This is a genomic window from Paenibacillus sp. HJGM_3, from assembly GCF_045062745.1.
GTDB lineage: Bacteria > Bacillota > Bacilli > Paenibacillales > NBRC-103111 > Paenibacillus_AA.
Genome location: NZ_JBJGED010000002.1, coordinates 254,272 through 273,192 on the forward strand (window position 1 = coordinate 254,272; position 18,921 = coordinate 273,192).

Here is an 18,921-nt window from a genome sequence, read left to right on the forward strand (position 1 = left end):
CCTTTTATTAACGTCATTAACTAATGCAGTCCAAAGACGGACTCCGCCAGCAGCTCCGCTACATCCTTCGACCTTACGCGCTCGTCGACGTTCAGCTGTTTCGTGCCGTCCTCCATCATCGTGAGGCAATACGGACAGGCGCTGCTGATCGTCGTCGGCTCGACCGCCAAAGCTTGACCGACTCGGGCGACATTGACCCGGGTGCCGCTCGTATCCTCCATCCACATCCGCCCTCCGCCCGCTCCGCAGCACAGCCCATGTGCCCGGTTCATCGCCATCTCGGCCATCTCCACGCCCGGGATCGCTTGCAGAATGCGGCGGGGCGCTTCATACGTGCCGTTGTAGCGGCCCAAGTAGCAGGAATCGTGATACGTGACGCGCTCCTCCAGCCGATGCGCAGGCTTCAGCTTGCCGTCCCGCAGCAGCTCGGCGAGCAGCTCTGTATGATGCAGCACTTCTGCGGTGAAGCCGAAGTCCGGGTATTCGTGCTTCAGAACGTTGTACGTATGCGGGCACGCCGTGACGATCCGCTTGACGCCGTAACGGCGGAACGTCTCGATGTTCTCCTGGCACAACTGCTGGAACAGCATCTCGTTGCCCATCCGCCTCGGCGTATCGCCGGAGTTGCGTTCCTCGTTGCCGAGCACGGCAGCGTTCACGCCTGCCGCGTTCAGAAGCCGGATGAGCGCCTTCATCACTTTGTTCGTACGACGGTCGTAGGAGCCCATCGTGCCGACGAACAGCAGCAGCTCGAATCCAGGGTTCTCTTTCACGGTCGGCAGTCGTTCCTCGGCATCGAGTCCGGCCATCCACCTGGCCCGGTCCTGCCGGTTCAGTCCCCACGGGTTGCCCTGGCGCTCGATGTTCTGCATCGCCCGCTGCCCGTCGGCCGGCATGCTCCCCTCCATCAATACCAAGTGGCGGCGCATCTCGACGAGCTTGTCGACGTGCCCGTTCCCGACCGGACAATGCTCCTCGCAGCTGCGGCATGTCGTGCAGGCCCAGATCTCCTCTTCCGTCATAACGTCCCCGATTAACGCGGCCTCGGACGCCACCCGGCCCTCTGCACGCAACCACCCCGCCTGCTGACGCCGCACCGTCCCGCGAATATCCAGCCCTCCTGTCGAATCCCGCTCTTCGGCAACATCTTCGAACCGATGGCTGCCCGCGATCCCATCCCCAAAAGCGAACGCCGGCATCCACGGGGATCGCGACGTGATGGCTGCGCCCTTCTCGGTCAGATGATCTCGCAGCTTCACGATCAGGTGCATCGGCGACAGCAGCTTGCCGGTTGAAGCGGCCGGACAGACGTTCGTGCAGCGGCCGCATTCTACGCACGCGTAGAGATCGAGCAGCTGCCCGCGAGTGAAATCTTCAATTTTCCCGGCCCCGAACGATTCCGCCTGCTCATCCTCCAAATCCAGCGGCTCCAGCTGTCCCCCCCGTTGCCGTCTTTTCACCCACAAGTTCACTGGAGCGCTGAGCAGATGAAAATGCTTCGATTGCGGGACATAGACGAGAAAGCCGAGCAAAATGAGTAAATGCAGCCACCAAGCGATGTAATATAGCGCGGTCACCGCTCCCCCGGACACCCCCGCGAATAGCGAAGCCACAGAGGAAGCGATTGGCGAGGTCGGAGCCCATGGCTCCCCGTGAGTGAGACGGTCGAAGCCGGAGAACAGGATGACGCTCACCATAAGCGAGCCGATCCAGAACAGCACGAGGCTCGGCTTCCAGCCGCGTTTGAGACGCGAGAGCCGCTCCCCGTACCGCCGGTAGCCCGCATACCCGATGGCGAGCAGTACCGCCGCGACTGCGATTTCCTGCATGAGCAGGAACCCTGCATAATAAGGGACCGGCAGCCGGTGCCCGAACAAGCCTTTCACCACAATGTCGATCGCTCCAAGCTGCAAAACGATGAACCCGTAAAACACAACCAAATGCATAAGCCCGCTCCGCCAGTCCTGAAGCAGCTTGCGGTGGCCGAACACCTGTGACACCCAGTTTAAGGCTCCGTCCGATCCCGATTGCGATTCCCGCCCACTTTTCCCCGCCTGGCGTTCCGACGGATCTACGTTTTTCACTCCCGTAAGCCGTTCCCCCTCGGATGCCGTCGCCGGACGCCCCAGCCGCAAATACAGCACCCGGTGGTATACCGCTTTCCAGAACAGCACTACACCGTAAACCGTCACCGCCAATGCGAGCAGCCCATTCAGCCACATCCCGAGCATCTCTTCCTCCCACCTCCCTGAGTCGTACTTCCGCTTCTCCCTGCAGTTCTCCCTGCACTTCTCTCTGCGCTTGTTCTCTACCCGAGCCTGTCAATTGATCTATTCCTCGGCTGCGGGTCATACACTGTAATCGTAATCCGCTGAATGAGCCCTCATTCATGTAGTAGACTTTATGAAGCGTAAGGGTGGTCCCATGACTGGAAAAATGAAAGACAAGTCCGAGCTCATTCTGGACGCCGCTCTGAAAGTGTTCGCCGAATCCGGCTTTCACCGGTCGCAAGTGTCGAGGATCGCGAAGGCGGCCGGGGTGGCCGACGGCACGATTTATTTGTACTTCCGCAGCAAGGAGGAGCTGCTCGTCTCCGTGCTTCGTTCCCGGCTCACCGAGTTAGTGGAGAAATGCAGGCGGCACGTCATGGATATGGACCACCCGATGGACGCGCTGCGGGCACTGTGTACGATTCATTACTCCGAGCTGGAGAGCAACCGGGACTTGGCCAAAGTTACGCAGATCGAGCTCAGGCAGAGCAACCTGGAGCTGCGCCGGGAGATCGGGCAGGCGGTGAAGCCTTATTTCCGCCTGATCGAGGACGTGCTGCGCCGAGGTGTGGAGCAGCGGTTGTTCCGGTCCGATCTGGACATCCGGCTCACCAGGCATCTCTTGTTCGGGGCGATGGACGAAGTCGTCACGTCGTGGCTGCTGTCCGAACGTCCCTATTCGCTTGCGGCGCAAGCGGACGGCACCGTGGATTTTTTCATTCGGGGCATCACGGCGGGCGGGAAGGCAGCATCCGATTCGGAAAGGAGCGAAGAACGATGAACATCGCGGTCTTGTTGAAGCAAACGTTCGATACGGAGGAAAAAATCAAGCTGAAGGATGGATCGATCGAGGAGGATGGAGTGAAATTCATTCCCAATCCGTACGATGAATACGCCGTCGAAGAAGCGATCCGGCTCCGGGACCAGCATGGCGGCCGGGTGACGGTGCTCTCCGTCGGCCCTGAGCGCTGCGGAGAAGCGCTTCGCACCGCGCTCGCGATGGGTGCCGACGAAGCGGTGCGCATCGAGCCTCCGTCGGGTGCGGTCGACGAGACGGTCGTAGCCGCCCTGCTCGCCGCGTGTCTCCGGCACGATCAGCCGGAGCTGCCCGACGTGCTGCTCGGCGGCTACTTCTCCGTCGATCAAGGCGCCGGCCAAGTGGCGATTCGGGTCGCCGCCCGGCTCGGCTGGCCTCACGTCTCAGCCGTGACGGAGCTGCGGATCGACCCGGCGAATCCGGCCGTCGCCGTCGCGAAGCGCGATGTGGAGGGCGCGACGGAGACGGTGGAAGTGACGCTGCCCGCGCTGTTCACCGCCCAGCAAGGCTTGAACGAGCCCCGCTACCCGTCGCTGCCGGGGATCATGAAGGCGAAGAAAAAGCCCTTCCGGGTGTACACCGCGGAGGAGCTCGGCTTGGACCCCGCCAGGCTGACGCCGGCGACGGAAGTTCTTGGGCGCTCGCTCCCCCCGGCGCGGAAGTCGGGCACGATCTTGACCGGCGAGCTCGACGAGCAGGTGCGTCAGCTGGCCGATGTACTGAAACGGATGTTGAAGCAAGCTTAATAGCAACTCATCCTGGAGAACGAGGTGCATCCTATGCATAACCGATTGCTCATCGCAGCGGAGCTGCGCGAAGGCAAGCTGCGCAAAGTCGCGCTCGAGACGCTCACGGCCGCCAGGCGCTGCGGGTCCGCCGGCGCCGAGATCGCGGCCGTGCTCATCGGCGGCGACGAGCTGCAAGCCGGGCTCGATGAGGCCGCGGCCGAGCTCGCCTCAGGCGGGGCGGCGCACGTCTATGCCGTCGTCCACGAGACTCTCAGCCGGCCGACAGCCGAACAATACATTCACGCCCTGGGGGCTGTGATCGATGCCTTCCGGCCGGACTCCGTCTGGTTCGGACATACGCCGCTCGGCAAGGATGCCGCTCCCGCGATCGCCGAGGCGCTCGGCGCCGGGCAAATCTCCGACGTCGTCGCGATCGAAGCCGACGAGACCGGCTGCCGCTTCATCCGGCCGATCTACGCGGGCAAGGCGTTCGAGACTCGCGCCTTCGCAGCGGGTCCCGCGGTCATCACGATCCGGCCCAACAATATTGTCGTGGAGCAACCCGAGGCCGCTCCTCCGATTGACTTGCGTCTCGTCCCTTACTCCCCTCTGTCCGCGCCTCGGGTGAAGCTCGTCCAGGTCGATCAAAAATCCGGCGGGACGACCGACTTGTCCGAGGCGAGCGTCATCGTCTCCGGCGGCCGCGGCGTGAAGAGCGCCGACGGCTTCCGGCCGCTCGAGGCTCTGGCCGAGGCGCTGAATGGCGCGGTAGGCGCTTCGCGGGGAGCCTGCGACGCCGGGTATTGCGACTATGCGCTGCAGATCGGACAGACAGGCAAGGTCGTCACGCCGGACGTCTACATCGCCTGCGGGATCAGCGGAGCGATCCAGCATCTCGCCGGGATGAGCGCCTCCAAGACGATCGTCGCGATCAACAAAGATCCGGAAGCGCCGATCTTCCAGGTGGCCGACTACGGCATCGTCGCCGATCTGTTCGAGGCGGTTCCACGATTGACGAAGCTGATTCGAGACTAGCAAGGCACCCCGCCCGGAGACAGCGGTTTCCTATTTGGATGCCTTATGCGCAAGTCCGCCATAGCCGAGCTTGTGCGTAAGCTCCGCCAGGACGTTATACCCTTCCGAATTCGGGTGGAACCGGTCGTCGGACAGCAGCTCTTCCAACCGGCCGTCGAACGCGTCGTACACCTGAACCGCGCGGATTGAATCTTTTTCCAGCCGAACGATAACCGAATTGAACCGTTTGATCCAGAAAGCCGCCTCGTCAAACTCCGGAATCGGGTTGTAGATCCCGACCAGCCGGACGATGCACGGGCGGTTTTTGTTCAGCCGAAGCCGCTTCAGCTCCAGCATCAATCGCCTCATGCTTTGAGCATAGACCACAAGCGCCTTCTTCAACGTCTCCACTTTCATGTCGTTGAAGTAGATTTTAGCCGCCTGGATCAAGTCGTTGCCGCCCGCCGTTACCGTAATCAGATCCGCTTGCTGGACATAGGCTCTCACGTCCGGATCCTGCTGAACGAGCTGCAAAATTTCGCTCGACGTGGCCCCGACCTTGCCCGTGTTGTGCAGCACTACCTTCCGCCCGAGCGCCTGCTCGGCGATCGCCCGGTAGCGAGCTGGAAAGCTGTGATCCTCCGGAACGCCATACCCAACGGTCAAAGAATCGCCGATCGCCGTATAATGGAATACACGCTGCTTCATGAGGTCCTTCCTCCTGTCGCTCCATCACTCGAGTCCGATACTTCTATCAGTTTATTCACACGGCCTTCGATTGGGCATTCGTCCCGACAATTTTATTGGCGCATCCCTCGCAAAGTGGCCGTTGTCCCGGAATTGGTATACAATAGTACCAAAGAAACCTCACAAAGCGATCCCATCGGAACCTGAACCAACACCTAAATCCAAACCAAGAGGAGTGCGGCCAATGTCTACCCCGACGACCTTAGTCAGCGAGCGCAAGCAGGAGATACTTAACCGCATTAACAATCAAGCGGACCGGTTCATCCGAATTTCTCAATTCATCGGCGAACACCCCGAACTCGGGCATCAAGAATTCATGGCGTTCGACAAGCTGACGACCGAGCTGCGGGAGCAGGGCTTCGAGGTGCAGACCGCAGTGCTTGGGATTCCGACGGCCTTCCTAGGCACGTATAGCACCGGCAAGCCGGGCCCGACCGTCGCCTTCCTGTGCGAATACGACGCCTTGCCGGAGCTGGGCCACGCCTGCGGCCATCATCTGATCTGCTCGATGAGCATGCTCGCCGCAGTCGGGCTGAAGGCCGTAATGGACGAAGTCGGCGGCGAGATCCGGATCTACGGCACGCCGGCGGAAGAAACGAAAGGCGCGAAGGTGCCGATGGCCGATGCCGGGTTGTTCGACGATGTCGACTTCGCGCTTATGGCGCATCCTTACTACAAGCACGAGCGTTCCGGCGATTCACTCGCCATGGACGCCATCCGCTTCGAGTACTTCGGCAAGCCGGCGCACGCGGCGGCGAGCCCGCACGAAGGCGTGAACGCCTTGGACGCGATGCTCCTGCTCTTCAATTCCATCAATGCGCTGCGCCAGCAGCTGGAGAAGCATGTGCGGATTCACGGCGTCATCACCGAGGGCGGGAAGGCGCCGAATATTATCCCGGACTACACGTCCGCCGACTTCTATATCCGCTCCGCGAGACGCACGCATACCGACGAGGTCGTGGCCAAGGTGCTCCGCTGTGCGGAAGGAGCGGCGCTCGCGACCGGCTGTACGCTCAAGACGTCCAATTACGAATATTCGTATGACGAGCTGAATACGAATGAAGCGCTGTCCGAGACGTTCACTTCGAACTTGATCGCGCTTGGCGTCAGCGCGGACGAGATCGAGACCGGGCAAGACAACGGGTCTCTCGACTTGGGCAATGTCTCTCGCCGCTGTCCGGCGATCCACCCGTACGTGAAAATTATCGACGAGCGGCATTTGCTCCACACGAAGGAGTTCCGCGATCTCGCCATGACCGACCGCGCGATGCAGGGCATGGTGCTGGGCGCCAAAGCGCTCGCGACGACCGCCTATGAGGCGGCGTCGAATCCGGAGCTGCTGCTGCGGATTCGCGCGGAGTTTCTCGAATCCCTCGGGCACGAAGCCCAGTAACGGAAAACGTGTATAAAAAATGCCGGACCCCCGATCTATTCGGGGATTCGGCATTTTTTTCAATTCGTCATTTCCGGACGGGCTCTGTATAATAAAGTCGTTTACTCATGCTGAATCGAGGGTTCCCGTTACATGAAACCAGCTCATCTCCCTATCCCCGCATCCCGGCAAACGCTGCCCGCCTCACTCGCAGGAAGCATGCTCGTAGTCGGCATGATTGCCATCTCCTTCTCGGCGCTCTTCGTGAAGTGGACCGAGGCGGACGTCGCCGTTGCGGCGATGTACCGCCTGCTGTTCACGAACGTGCTCATGCTGCCCTTCTTCATCCGTTATTGGCCGGAGGTCAAGCGGATCGCGCTCCACGACTGGATGCTGCTCGCCGCATCGGGTCTGTTCCTCGGCATCCACTTCTTGCTCTGGATGGGATCCCTGAACCACACGACGGTCGCGAGCTCGACCGTTCTGCTCACGCTGGAGCCGATCTTCGTCATGATCGGCGCCTTCCTGCTCTACCGGGAGCGAATCCGGCTCCAGGGCATCATCGGCATCGGAATCGCGATGCTCGGGACGGTGCTGATCGGCTGGGGCGATTTCTCCCTCTCGGGCGAGGCGCTTCAAGGCGATACGATGTCCCTGCTCAGCGCGCTGGCAGTAGCCGTTCATATGCTGCTCGGCCAGCGCCTAAGATCGCGCATTTCTTCGTACGTCTACAGCTTCACCGTCTTCCTGGCGGCGGCGGGCGTGCTCGCCGCCTACAACGTTGGGGCAGGGAACGCCTTCACCGGCTATGCCGCCCGGGATTGGCAGCTGTTCCTGCTCCTCGCGATCGTGCCGACCTTGTTCGGCCACTTATTGTTCAACTGGCTGCTCCGCTACATGAGGGCCTCCACGATCTCGATGTCCGTGCTCGGCGAGCCTGTCGGGGCCAGCCTGCTGGCGGCCCTGTTCCTGAACGAACGGCTCGGCTACCAGCAGCTCGCCGCCTCCGCCCTGCTCTTGATCGGCGTCTGGCTGTTCCTGCGTCAAGCCTCGAGCAAGTAGGCGAGCAGAAGTGCGGCCGTGCCGGCCACCGCATCGGCGTGCGTCCGCTCCATGCCGTGGGAGGCATGGACGCCGGGCCCGATCAGGGCGGCGCGAATGTTGCTGCCTCCGCGCAGCGCCGCAGACGCGTCGGAGCCGTATTGCGGGTAAATGTCGACCGCGTAGGGGATCCCTTCGCGCTTGGCCAGTTCGATGAGCCGGGATGTCATCCCGTAATCGTAGGGCCCGCTCGAGTCTTTGGCGCAGATCGATACGTCCCGCTCCGTAGCGGACAAGTCATCGCCCAGCGCTCCCATATCGACGGCGATCAGCTCCGTGATATCTGGCGGGATATACGACGCCCCATGCCCCACTTCTTCGTAGGTGGACAAGATCAGCTTCACTGTGCGCCGGGGCGTCTTCCCTTCCCGCTTCAACCATTCCAGCACCCCGAATAGCGCCGCCACGCTCGCTTTATCGTCCAGGTGACGTGATTTAATCCAGCCGTTAGGCAGCAGCTTCGTTCTCGGATCCCAAGAGATGAAATCCCCTACGGAAATGCCCAGTTTCTCCACATCTTCTTTACTCTTCACCGACTCGTCCAGCCGAATTTCCATATTCGCTTCTTCCCGCTTCCACTCCCGGGCATCCGGATAGACGTGAACCGACGGTTTTGTGGACAGCACCGTCCCTTCGACCGTCTCCCCGTTGCGCATATGGACGAGGCAATATTCGCCTTCCACCGTTTGCATCGCATAACCGCCGATCGGCGTGAACCGCAGCGTCCCGCTCGGCTTGATCGCCCTGACCATTGCTCCGAGCGTGTCCACATGCGCCGACAGTCCGAGCGTTCCTTCCCCGTCTGCGCCTACGCCCGCCTGCCCCGGCACCGTGATGATGCCGTTGCCTTTTGGTGTCATTTCGAACGCGTACCCGAGCTTCTCGGTCTCCTCCCGGACGAGCTTCATGATCGTCATGCAATAGCCGCTCGGACTAGGCGTACGCAGCAGCGTTTCCAATAAGTTAAGGATATACGGGCGGTTCAGCGACTCTAGAATCGAAGTTGTCATGGGCCATTCTCCTCTTTTTGCAAAAAAGTAGTCTTCCCTAGTATAGGCCATAGAGCCGGATTTCGAAAATGTTCGTATGTTTGGGCCGCATATTGGAAACCGCTAAAGAGATGTTGAAGACCGGTCTCCGCCCGAAGAAACTCACTCATGCGGGGCCGTAACTTAGGAGGTGAGCAGTCGATGACTGGAAGAAACAGCCGTCCCGACAACAACGGACCGGCCGGGCATCCGTCCCGAATCGATCAGTATCGCAGCGAGTTCCCGACGGACATGCAGCGTTCGCTCGGAGAAGACTACGGCGAAGAGTATGCGGCGGAGTTCGGCGAGGAAGCGTGCGAGGAAGAATAGCACACGTCCCCTTTGTGTCATGAAAAAACCGAAGCACCTCTCCTATCCGGTTACCGGACGAGGGCTTCGGTTTTTTAGTTTGCCTTATTTTTGGATGGGGAGCCACTCCAGGACGCGTTTGATCTTCATATCCCAGTAGCCCCATTCATGCGACCCGGGCTCTTCCTCGTAGTCGAGCGGGAGGTCGAGCTTCCGGGCGTGCGCCAGGAAGCGCTGGTTGTCCTCGTACAGGTAGTCCTCCGTCCCGCAAGCCTGGAACAGCTTGGGCTTCGGGCCCGCGGATGCCGCGACGCGTTCCGCTAGATGGAACAAGTCGGACTCGCTCCCGCTAATTTGCGCATCGTGGCCGACAATATTGGCGAAATCCTTCGCAAAATGCTGCTGGCGGGCTGCTATATCAACCGCCCCCGACAAGCTCGCCGCCGCGGCATACCGGTCCGGGTGGCGCAGCGCCAGCTGGAACGCCCCATACCCTCCCATGGACAGTCCCGCCACAAAATTGTGCTCCCGCGCCGCCGACAAACGGAAATATGTAAGTGCGATCCGCGGCAGCTCTTCGCTCACGAAGGTCCAATACGCCCCGCCATACTTCATATCGGCGTAGAAGCTGCGGTTCACCGCCGGCATGACGACCGCTATGTTATAGGCAGCCGCATACCGTTCGATCGATGTTCGCCGCACCCAGGTAGTATGATCGTCGGAGAGGCCGTGCAACAGCGTAAGTGTAGGGTGCTCCCGATCGGGAGCCAGCTCCGGCTTCGGATCCGGCAGAATGACGTACATAGAAGCTTGGATTCCCAGAGCCGCGGATGGAAAATGAACGTGCAGCAGTGCCATCAGGATTCATTCCTTTCGTTATGTAAGCCCCGTAAATGCAGGCTCGTTCGCATTGTTTTCATTGTGCCATGGGCGGCAACGAATTTCTAGCCCTTTTTTCAATGATTACACTTCTTAATCCGTCCGTTCGCAATAAAGCTATTGCCGCACCTGTATTGAACCTGTACAATAAAGTCGACAATACTAGATGGGAGTGTTTACCCTTGATTATCGACGCCCATAATCACCCGGATTGGTACGGATACAATGTAGAGCGGTTTCTGGACAACATGAAGCAGTACAACATCGACAAGACTTGGTTGATCAGCTGGGAATGCCCGGATGACGAGTATGACCCTCATTACAAGAAGATCGTCCCGGATCACGGCCCGAACGGACCGATCTCGTTCGAGCGGTGCGCCGCTTATGCCCGTCAATACCCGGAAAAGTTCATTCTCGGCTACGCCCCCGACCCGCGACGTCCGGACGCGATCGATAAGCTGGCCTATGCGATCAGCATGTACGACGTCCGCATCTACGGCGAGATCAAGCTCCGCATGTGCTACGACAACCCGGATGCGCTCCGGATGTTCCGCTTCTGCGGGACGAAGGGCTTGCCCGTCATCGTGCATATCGACTACGAGTTCGATTCCGGACGCGCTTACCCAAGGCCGAACTGGTGGTACGGCGGCGGGATCGGCGCCTTCGAGCGGGCCGTAGCCGCTTGCCCCGAGACCATCTTCCTCGGTCACGCTCCAGGCTTCTGGGCGCATATCTCGGGCGACGACCAGTTCGACAAGATCGCCTATCCGAAGGGCAAAGTGCTGCCGGGCGGCAAAGTGACCGAGATGCTGCGCAAGTATCCGAATCTGTACTGCGACATTTCGGCAGGCTCCGGCGCGAACGCGTTCCGCCGCGACCCTGAACATGCGAAGGAATTCATCCTGGAATTCCAGGACCGGATTCTGTACGCGCGCGATTACTTCGACAACGTGCATCAAGAGGTGCTGGGCTCGCTAGATCTCCCGGAAGACGTGCTGAACAAGATCTATTCGGGCAACGCGCTGAAGCTCGTCCCTCTGCGCGAAACGGCCCATGCCTAATATTTGGACGCATTTTTTGTTCGGCGAGCAGCTGCTGCAGAAGGTTGCACCCCAGCTGGTCTGGACCGATACCCGGCTTCGCCATCTGTTCCGGGTGGGCAGCCAAGGACCGGATCCGCTGTTCTATCATCGCTTCCTCCCTTGGCAGTCCAAGAAGGGGATGCCTGCGCTCGGCAGCGCGATGCACAGCTCCCATTGCGGCCCCGTGCTGATCGATTTCATAAGAGCCGCAGCCGGGAAGCCGCTCGAGGATGTCACGGTCGTCTATGTGCTCGGGTTCCTGACCCACCACATCCTCGATCGGAATATGCACCCGTACGTTTTCTACAAATCCGGCTTCGGCAAATACGACCATCAGAAGTTCGAGATCCTAATGGACACCCTGATCGTGAAACAGAAGCTCGGCCTCGAAACCTGGAGGACGCCGGTGTGGAGAGAGCTGGATGCCGGTCCCGCGCTGCCGGATGCGGTAGTCGATCTGCTCGTCCGGACTACGCGCGCCCACTACCCCGAGCTCACGGCGTCACTGACAGCCGAGGATTGGCAGGATGCGTACCGGGACATGCTGAAGGCGCAGCGGCTGTTCCACGATCCGGTCGGGGTGAAGCGGCTAATGACGGGCGGATACATCCGTAAGCTGGTGTACACGCGGACTCCCCCCGCGCTCGACATCCTGAACGAAGCGCGGTCGGTGTGGCACCACCCTGCCATTCCGGAGGAAACGTACACCGACAGCATCTGGGACATGTGGGAGCTGGCGCTCGAGGATGGCGAACGGGTGCTGCGTGCGGCGATCGCCTGCATCACGGCAGCCGAGCCGCACGAACGCGAGCAAGCCTGGCAGGCGCTTGTCCCGGCACTCGGCAACATCTCCTACGAAACAGGCAGGCCGTGCGACAGCGGGCTGGAAATCCGGTTCGTGAAGCCTATTTTTTAGCCAGCAAAACCTCTGGAGTGATTCCAGAGGTTTTTTGGCTCTCCGCTATATTTTCTCGAGCGCCTGCTGCTGACCTTTCTCCAAGTTCACACGCGTCAGCATATAGATGCCGGCCAGGAAGAAGAGGATCAACGACAAAATACCGAATCGGCTGGAGCCGGTCCATATGCCGACGATGGAGAACACGAACGGCCCCATAATCGAGGAGAACTTGCTCGACACGGTTAGGAAGCCGAAAAATTCGGCGGCCCGGCCGGCCGGGATTAACCGGGAGAAAATCGAGCGGGCGATCGACTGACTGCCGCCCTGCACAAGGCCGACCATGAAGGCGAGCGCATAGAAATGCACCGCAGACGTCATAAAATACCCCAGCGCCACGATCAGCACGTAAATGCTGAGCGAGATGTAGAGCGACGCCTTCGACCCGAGCCGGTCCGCGATTTTGCCGAACAGCAGGGTGAACGGAATGCCGACGAATTGCGTGATGACGAGCGCGGCGATCAAATCCTCCGTCTTAATCCCGATCTCCTTGCCATACACCGTCGCCATCGTGATGATCGTGCTGATCCCGTCATTGAACAACAGGAAGGCGATCAAGTACTTCACCAGCTCCGGGTAGTGGAGAATGTGCTTGAACGTCTTGACGACGCGCGAGAAGCCCATCTGCGTGTAATAACCGATGGAGCGTTTCTCAAGCGTACCGGTATTCTTGACATGCCGGAAGATCGGCACCGAGAAGACGAACCACCACACCGCAACGGTTGCGAAAGAAATATAAGTACCGGTGGCCGTGTTCGGAATCCCGAACAGACCGGGCATCTGGATCATCAACAGATTCAAGACGAGCAGCAGCCCGCCCCCGATGTAGCCATACATAAACCCTTGCGACGACACATAATCCCGGCGCTTCGATTCTACCAGATCAGGCAGCATCGCATCATAGAAAGCGTTTCCACCCGAGAAGCCGATTGAGCCGAAAATAAATAAGATCGACGCCAGTATGTAGTCCCCCTTGCCGACCAGCACGAAGCCGGCTGAGGCGAGCACCCCGACGTATGTGAACACCCGCAGGAACCGGGTCTTCGAGCCGGTCTCGTCGGCGATCGCTCCCAAGATCGGCGTCATAACGGCCACGAGCAGCATGGCGATCGTCTGCGTGAATCCCCAGTAAGACGTAGCGCGGGTAGCATCGTTCAGCGTGGCGGCCGCTACGTCGCTGTAGAAGATCGGCAGCACCGCCGCCATCATCGTCGTCGCGAATGCGGAGTTGGCCCAGTCGTACATGAGCCAGGCGCGTATTTGTTTGCGGTCTTCCTGCATTGGCATTCCTCCAGTTGCTTCGATCTCATGCGTAATCATTGTATCACCGTTCCGCCGATCTTCCATCTGTTTTTTGCGTTTTTTTGGTAAATGGTTTGTGCAGCCGGAGCGGACCCTCCCCCTATATTAAACCGCCATTAACATTTACAATAGAAAGAGCTATGACCGGGAGGATTCGTATATGGATTTGAGCAGCCTGACCCCTTATATTCGCCGAGCCATGGATCACCGTGCCCACGTGGGATGGTCGCTCCCGGAGCGGGTGATCTTCGACTACGAGCTCCTCTACGTGAAAGACGGAGAGCTCGAGGTGCAGGTCGAGGACCAGGTGTATCACGGCATTCCCGGGGATTTGTTCCTGTTCAAGCCGAGTCAGCGCCATGCGTTCCGCTCGTTCGGACCGATCCCCCTTCAGCAGCCGCATATTCATTTCGACTTGATTCAGCAGCCGGACAGCCCCGATGTGAAAATCTCGTTCAAGCCGCTCTCGGACATGTCCGAGACGGAGCGGGGCTGGTTCCGTCCGGACCTGCTCTCGGAACCGCCCTTTCGGCTGCCGAACCATTTTCGGCTCCGCAACCCGTTCCCGATCGAATCGCTCATCATGGAGCTGATTCAAGAGATGGAGCGGCAGCTTCCCTACTATGAACTCAAGGCGCGGAGTATCTTCCTCGCCTTGTGGACGACGCTCCTCCGCGAATGGGGCAAGCAGGACCAGCCCGACTGGATGACCAATTGGGAGGCGTTCCTACTGCTGAAGCAGCACTTGCTCGCCCAGCTGAACCGGCCGGTGCCGCTCGAGGAGATGGCGCAGACAAGCCGGATGAGCCGGACCTCGCTGATCCGCTTCTTCCGCGCCGCGTTCGGCGTCACTCCGGTGAAGTACCACCTGGGGCTGCGCATAGAAAGAGCGAAGGAGCTCATCCAGTTCTCCTCCGCTCCGATCACCCGCATCTCCGAGGAGCTTGGGTTCGACAGCATTCATGCGTTCAGCCGCGCGTTCCGACGGCTCGAAGGGGTCGCTCCCTCCTTCTACCGCCGTAACGGCTCGTGATCCTTCTGCCCCCTCACTAAAGCCACAATCAGGATCAAGGCAGGAATCAGGACGGCATACGGCAGCGAATACGGAAAGTCGATTCTTGATGCAAACTGCGTAGAATAGGTGATATTCGGGTACACCGTGACAGAAAGCGCAATCAACAACATGCCGAAGGGCCAGTAAAGGGGCTTCGGATCTCGCAGCTTGAACACTTCGGCGAACGTCATGGTAGACGCATATAAGCAAATGGACAGCTTGAAATAGATCGTAATGAACCAGATGCCGGCCATAATGACCTCGAGCCTTTCTAGAAAAGTGCCGATGCTGATTTTTTTGGCTAGACTGAAGCTGGGGTACACATGTCGAGCCGTTAAATCCGCACCTAGTACGAGAATGGACAATAGCGAGATCCCGACTAGCAAAATTCCGCCCACAAGGGTGCCGACCCAAAACGCTTTCCTCGCCATGGCCGCATTTTTGACCGACGGGAAGATCAGTAGGAACACGATCAGCTCCATATAGGGGGTACTCAGTACAGGGAGAGAGGCGCGAATAATCGGTTTTAGGCCGTATTCGAGAATCGGGACCACGTTGCCGAACTCGAATTTGGGAGGCAGCAGCACAGCCATGATGAGGAAGAAGAAAAATACCCACGGTAAAAAAATTTCGGCCGTTCGGGCAAGCGTCTCGATCCCATTGCGGATTCCCATAATGACAACACCCAGAAAAAAAATATGAATAAATTGGATCGGAGTTTGGGTCAATACTTGCGTCGCCATGAAATCACTGATATTGCGGAGCACGAAGGCAGCAAGAAGGAAGAAATAGCCGAAATAAAATAACGCCACTGCGCTTCCCAGCCAATGGCCAAGCACCTGCCGACAGCAGGAAACGAATGTAGAGCGGGGAAACCGGACCGTGATTCGATTGTACAGCCAGATCAGGAGCAACCCGCCGATCAACCCCGCAGCCGAAGCGATCCAAGCATCCTGCTTCGCATCATGCGCAACGCCCGAGGGAGCAATGAGAATAGAACTGCCAACCGTGAATAAAATCGTCAAGATCGTGAATTGATGAACCCCGATCTTCCCTTTCTCGAGCATGATTCCTCACCTCTAGCTGAGTGTCCCGAATATGAAATCGCTGATTGGCTTATGGATCGCCGTTATCCAGTCTACCGGGTTCGGCAACCTTACTCGCAGGGTAACCAAGATGGACAGTACGGTACTGCCCGACAGGAGGAGCAGGAACACAACCAGGTCTTTGACCCTCTTCCCTCGAACAAAGCCCGGGACTTCCAGAACCGCTATCCACCCGCTTAGAATCAAGATTCCGGCAATCGTCCACATGGGGGCTCCTACTCCTTTCCTTGAGCGGAATTGCTGATGGTACCCGTACGGCGTATCGGCGCGTCTACATGCACAGTGACATCGAGCTCTCCGAAATATCGATCCCAGTCGTCTTTTATTCGGAGCCACGTTCTCGGATCTGCGTCTTCAATCGCTTCGCCGAAGCCGAATATATCCGCTTTGTTTTTTTGGGCTTTGCGAATGGCAGCTTCTAAGATGTCTTTCAATTTTTGGACGGAGATCTTCTCCAATTGCCGGATCGTCTCTTCTTTGGACAAGTCTAATTTGCATTTAACCTCGCCGATATCTTGTTCGACGAACAAATCGACGGAAATTTGCGGCTTTCCATTCCTAACCTTTCCTTTCACCTTCGACTTGGTGCGAATGACTTCAACCCCGACCGTCCCTCCTTCGGGACATGTCAGATGACCGGCCGTCCGCTTTACATTTCCCCGAATATAGTTGTATCCTTTACTTTCCTCCTCATTCATCCAATCGATCAGCCGGCCTTTCTTGAACAAGGCCAATCCGGAGTTTTGCAACCGGGCCGCCGGATGAGTCCGTTCCAGGTTCGATTTCGAATGTCCGGCGGATTCATTTCCGATGATTCGAATCCCGCTTAATACGGAATCCTTGGTAGGATTGGATATATCCGACATCACTTTATCCAAGGTCATTTTTACGGTCGGCGCCCATGTTTTCGCGGAAGTATTCAGCATCGTGTATAGCCCGTTGGCAGGGATTTTCTCTGAGGGCGTCAACGTCTCCAATATACTCATAGCGCTGTTGTTCCTGGCGACAAGAATGAAAAAGTCGGTACGAAATTCGTTCATCCTGGATAAGCCGTCCAAGATGTCCGCAATGCCTTGGCGCGCCAGCTCTTCCCCGATCACCAAAACGCGAAGATGGGAGGAAAAGATTTGCCGGGGGGACATTGTAGTCAGCTTTTTCAGGGCCTCCAGGGTGGTAGCCTCTGTGGCGCTGTATACGGTGACCGGCGTGCTGTATCCTCTGGCGTTTCGAGTCGACGCCACTTCACCAGGGTTCACGAGCTGGCTGGATATCCGGACTTGGGCTCCGTCTTTATCGAGGCCCATCCCTACCGCGATGGCAATCTCGTTCAATTCGCGCCGATCCCAGCAGCCGGCCAGCATCAGGGAGACGAGGATCAGACAGCAGATCACATACAGGTTCCGGCGCATACGGATACCCTCCTCTCGTCCGTTTAATTCGGCTTGGGTTTCGATGTCGGAGCGTTGTTTTCCCGAATTTTGTTATTCGAGCTGATGAAGCGCGGGCGGGAGAACAATGCCCAATGCGGCAGCCGTAGAATCGTATCTTTCTGATCCGCAACATCAAACGGCGCTAACGGTGACATATAGGGCACACCGAAGGAACGCAAGCTGCACAAATGCTGGACAACTCCGATCATGCCTACCGTAATGCCGAACAAGCCGAATGTCGCGGCGAAGATCATGAGGGCGAAGCGGATGATGCGGATCGAGATCCCCATATTGAACGAGGGGATGACGAAATTGGAGATCGCCGTGGTGGCGACGACGATCACCATGCCCGGCGATACAAGCCCGGCTTCCACGGCCGCCTGACCGATGACGAGAGCGCCTACTATGGAGACGGCTTGTCCGACCGTTTTGGGCAGCCTGACCCCGGCCTCGCGCAGGATTTCGAATGTGATCTCCATGAGCATCGCTTCCACGAAGGCCGGGAACGGAATGCCTTCCCTCTGTGCAGCCAAGCTGATTAGCAGCGTGCTGGGCAGCAGCTCCTGATGGAACGTCGTAATGGCTATATACAGCGACGGGGCGAGCAAAGAAATGAAAAAACAGATGTACCTGAGCAAGCGGATCAACGTGGCGAATTCGGCCCGTTGATAGTAATCTTCGGCCGACTGATAAAATTGGACGAATAAGGCCGGGACCAACATGGCAAAGGGAGTGCCGTCCACCAGAATAGCAGCCCGGCCCTCAAGAAGCCCCGCCGCTATTACATCGGGCCGTTCGGAGTTATATACTGTGGGAAAAGGAGTGAATGTTTCATCCTGGATCAGCTCCTCGATGACGCCGCTCTCCAGAACTCCGTCGATCTCGATCCGGCGAAGTCGTTCCCTGGCTTCGGCGACGATAGTGTCGTTCGCGATGCCATTGATATACATGAGACTTACACTCGTTTGAGTCACTTTTCCAATGGTCATGTTCTCAAGCCAGAGCTCGGGGGATTTGATTCTTTTGCGGATGAGCGCAATATTCGTGCCCATATTCTCGGTGAATCCTTCCCTCGGCCCCTTCACGACGGATTGGGAAATCGGCTCTTCTACGGCACGGCTGTTGCCCGCAGCGGTTCGTACCGCGATGCCTTGTCGATACCCTTCCAGCAAGAGAACGGTCTCTCCGGAGAGAATGGCCTTGATGATGTCCAAGAAGCTATGCGCGATGGCCGCATCCGCGGTCGTAAGAATGTGGCGGATGATCGTTCCTGTCTCTTCCCCGGCTGCAATCGACGAAGCAATTTCTTCGCTCTTGAAGAGAAGGGCTTCCTGAACCTTTTGTTGCAAGCTGGCGCTTGCCAGCCCTTCCAAGTACACGAACCCGAGCCTGGAAGCGCCTTCCGAATCCAGGATAATCGGCCTTGTCACCAAATCCTTGCTGTTTCCAAAAGCGGTTTGGAGCTTCAGAAAATTCGCTGCGATGCTTCGCTCAAGCTGCTCCTGCAGGGGTGTGGATTGCGGCTCCTCAGCACGGTTCCGCTTACGATTGAACAAGTTTCGATAGGTTTTGAAAAATTTAGACATCATCTCCGTCACCTCCGCCTTCGTCTACTGGGCTGAGTGGTATCGGCTTTTTATGGCTTGCCGTATTTTGTATATCATTCCATAACTTTCTGAAAAGTATGTGAAGACGCAAAGAAACTGCCATTGGCTGGCAGTTCCGCT

At 58.3% G+C, this 18,921-nt stretch carries 18 protein-coding genes; 9 read left to right on the forward strand and 9 right to left on the reverse strand.

Translation table 11 applies throughout. The features are described 5' to 3' along the window. Window positions 1-20: 20 nt before the first annotated feature. On the reverse strand, window positions 21-2,231 hold the full coding sequence (locus tag ACI5FR_RS03450; protein ID WP_405450319.1) for a (Fe-S)-binding protein: 2,211 nt from the start codon (window positions 2,229-2,231) through the stop codon (window positions 21-23). Window positions 2,232-2,424: 193 nt separating this feature from the next. Here ACI5FR_RS03450 and ACI5FR_RS03455 point away from each other — a divergent pair, with 193 nt between their 5' ends. Genes ACI5FR_RS03455 through ACI5FR_RS03465 form a run of 3 tightly spaced genes read left to right on the forward strand, consistent with a single transcriptional unit; the run spans window position 2,425 to window position 4,850 of the window. After that, entirely contained in the window at window positions 2,425-3,051 is a 627-nt protein-coding gene (locus tag ACI5FR_RS03455; protein WP_405450322.1) for a fatty acid metabolism transcriptional regulator FadR, read from the forward strand. Continuing rightward, complete coding sequence (locus ACI5FR_RS03460; RefSeq protein WP_405450325.1) at window positions 3,048-3,833, forward strand: electron transfer flavoprotein subunit beta/FixA family protein; 786 nt, start codon at window positions 3,048-3,050, stop codon at window positions 3,831-3,833. The genes ACI5FR_RS03455 and ACI5FR_RS03460 overlap by 4 nt, the downstream gene beginning before the upstream one ends. Window positions 3,834-3,866: 33 nt before the next feature. After that, window positions 3,867-4,850, forward strand: a complete 984-nt coding sequence (locus ACI5FR_RS03465) for an electron transfer flavoprotein subunit alpha/FixB family protein (RefSeq protein WP_405450327.1) — start codon at window positions 3,867-3,869, stop codon at window positions 4,848-4,850. A 30-nt stretch (window positions 4,851-4,880) separates the two neighbouring features. Here ACI5FR_RS03465 and ACI5FR_RS03470 read toward each other — a convergent pair whose 3' ends face one another. Next, window positions 4,881-5,537: a GDSL-type esterase/lipase family protein gene (locus ACI5FR_RS03470; protein ID WP_405450329.1), complete on the reverse strand. Its 657-nt coding sequence runs from the start codon at window positions 5,535-5,537 to the stop codon at window positions 4,881-4,883. A gap of 223 nt (window positions 5,538-5,760) precedes the next feature. Here ACI5FR_RS03470 and ACI5FR_RS03475 point away from each other — a divergent pair, with 223 nt between their 5' ends. Both ACI5FR_RS03475 and ACI5FR_RS03480 read left to right on the forward strand, forming a co-directional pair. Then, window positions 5,761-6,969 carry a M20 family metallopeptidase gene (locus ACI5FR_RS03475; RefSeq protein ID WP_405450332.1) on the forward strand — a complete coding sequence of 403 codons (1,209 nt, stop codon included), beginning with the start codon at window positions 5,761-5,763 and terminating at the stop codon, window positions 6,967-6,969. A gap of 132 nt (window positions 6,970-7,101) precedes the next feature. Next, complete coding sequence (locus tag ACI5FR_RS03480; protein ID WP_405450335.1) at window positions 7,102-8,010, forward strand: DMT family transporter; 909 nt, start codon at window positions 7,102-7,104, stop codon at window positions 8,008-8,010. On the opposite strand, the gene ACI5FR_RS03485 is transcribed toward ACI5FR_RS03480, so the two are convergent. Then, window positions 7,992-9,059, reverse strand: a complete 1,068-nt coding sequence (locus ACI5FR_RS03485; protein WP_405450337.1) for a M42 family metallopeptidase — start codon at window positions 9,057-9,059, stop codon at window positions 7,992-7,994. The genes ACI5FR_RS03480 and ACI5FR_RS03485 overlap by 19 nt on opposite strands. A gap of 180 nt (window positions 9,060-9,239) precedes the next feature. Here ACI5FR_RS03485 and ACI5FR_RS03490 point away from each other — a divergent pair, with 180 nt between their 5' ends. After that, window positions 9,240-9,407, forward strand: coding sequence for a hypothetical protein (locus tag ACI5FR_RS03490; RefSeq protein ID WP_405450339.1), 168 nt, complete (start codon window positions 9,240-9,242; stop codon window positions 9,405-9,407). An 84-nt stretch (window positions 9,408-9,491) separates the two neighbouring features. Here the strand turns inward: ACI5FR_RS03490 and ACI5FR_RS03495 are convergent, their stop codons facing one another. Then, window positions 9,492-10,244, reverse strand: coding sequence for an alpha/beta hydrolase (locus tag ACI5FR_RS03495; RefSeq protein ID WP_405450342.1), 753 nt, complete (start codon window positions 10,242-10,244; stop codon window positions 9,492-9,494). A gap of 203 nt (window positions 10,245-10,447) precedes the next feature. On the opposite strand from ACI5FR_RS03495, the gene ACI5FR_RS03500 reads away from it, so the two are divergent. Then, on the forward strand, window positions 10,448-11,326 hold the full coding sequence (locus tag ACI5FR_RS03500; RefSeq protein ID WP_405450344.1) for an amidohydrolase family protein: 879 nt from the start codon (window positions 10,448-10,450) through the stop codon (window positions 11,324-11,326). Continuing rightward, window positions 11,319-12,263 carry a zinc dependent phospholipase C family protein gene (locus ACI5FR_RS03505; protein WP_405450346.1) on the forward strand — a complete coding sequence of 315 codons (945 nt, stop codon included), beginning with the start codon at window positions 11,319-11,321 and terminating at the stop codon, window positions 12,261-12,263. The genes ACI5FR_RS03500 and ACI5FR_RS03505 overlap by 8 nt, the downstream gene beginning before the upstream one ends. Window positions 12,264-12,308: 45 nt before the next feature. Here the strand turns inward: ACI5FR_RS03505 and ACI5FR_RS03510 are convergent, their stop codons facing one another. Next, window positions 12,309-13,583 (reverse strand): MFS transporter, encoded by a 1,275-nt coding sequence (locus ACI5FR_RS03510; RefSeq protein ID WP_405450349.1) that lies wholly within the window; start codon window positions 13,581-13,583, stop codon window positions 12,309-12,311. 181 nt (window positions 13,584-13,764) lie between these two features. Here ACI5FR_RS03510 and ACI5FR_RS03515 point away from each other — a divergent pair, with 181 nt between their 5' ends. Then, a complete protein-coding gene (locus ACI5FR_RS03515; RefSeq protein WP_405450352.1) occupies window positions 13,765-14,637 on the forward strand; it encodes an AraC family transcriptional regulator in 873 nt (290 codons plus the stop codon). On the opposite strand, the gene ACI5FR_RS03520 is transcribed toward ACI5FR_RS03515, so the two are convergent. The 4 genes from ACI5FR_RS03520 to ACI5FR_RS03535 are packed head-to-tail and all read right to left on the reverse strand — an operon-like array spanning window position 14,616 to window position 18,783. Next, complete coding sequence (locus ACI5FR_RS03520) at window positions 14,616-15,725, reverse strand: GerAB/ArcD/ProY family transporter (RefSeq protein WP_405450354.1); 1,110 nt, start codon at window positions 15,723-15,725, stop codon at window positions 14,616-14,618. The genes ACI5FR_RS03515 and ACI5FR_RS03520 overlap by 22 nt on opposite strands. A 12-nt stretch (window positions 15,726-15,737) precedes the next feature. After that, complete coding sequence (locus ACI5FR_RS03525; RefSeq protein WP_405450356.1) at window positions 15,738-15,971, reverse strand: hypothetical protein; 234 nt, start codon at window positions 15,969-15,971, stop codon at window positions 15,738-15,740. A gap of 8 nt (window positions 15,972-15,979) precedes the next feature. Next, the gene (locus ACI5FR_RS03530) at window positions 15,980-17,173 is read right to left on the reverse strand and encodes a Ger(x)C family spore germination protein (RefSeq protein ID WP_405450359.1); all 1,194 of its coding nucleotides are present in this window, start codon (window positions 17,171-17,173) and stop codon (window positions 15,980-15,982) included. A gap of 23 nt (window positions 17,174-17,196) precedes the next feature. Beyond that, a complete protein-coding gene (locus tag ACI5FR_RS03535; protein ID WP_405450361.1) occupies window positions 17,197-18,783 on the reverse strand; it encodes a spore germination protein in 1,587 nt (528 codons plus the stop codon). Between the last annotated feature and the right edge of the window lie 138 nt (window positions 18,784-18,921).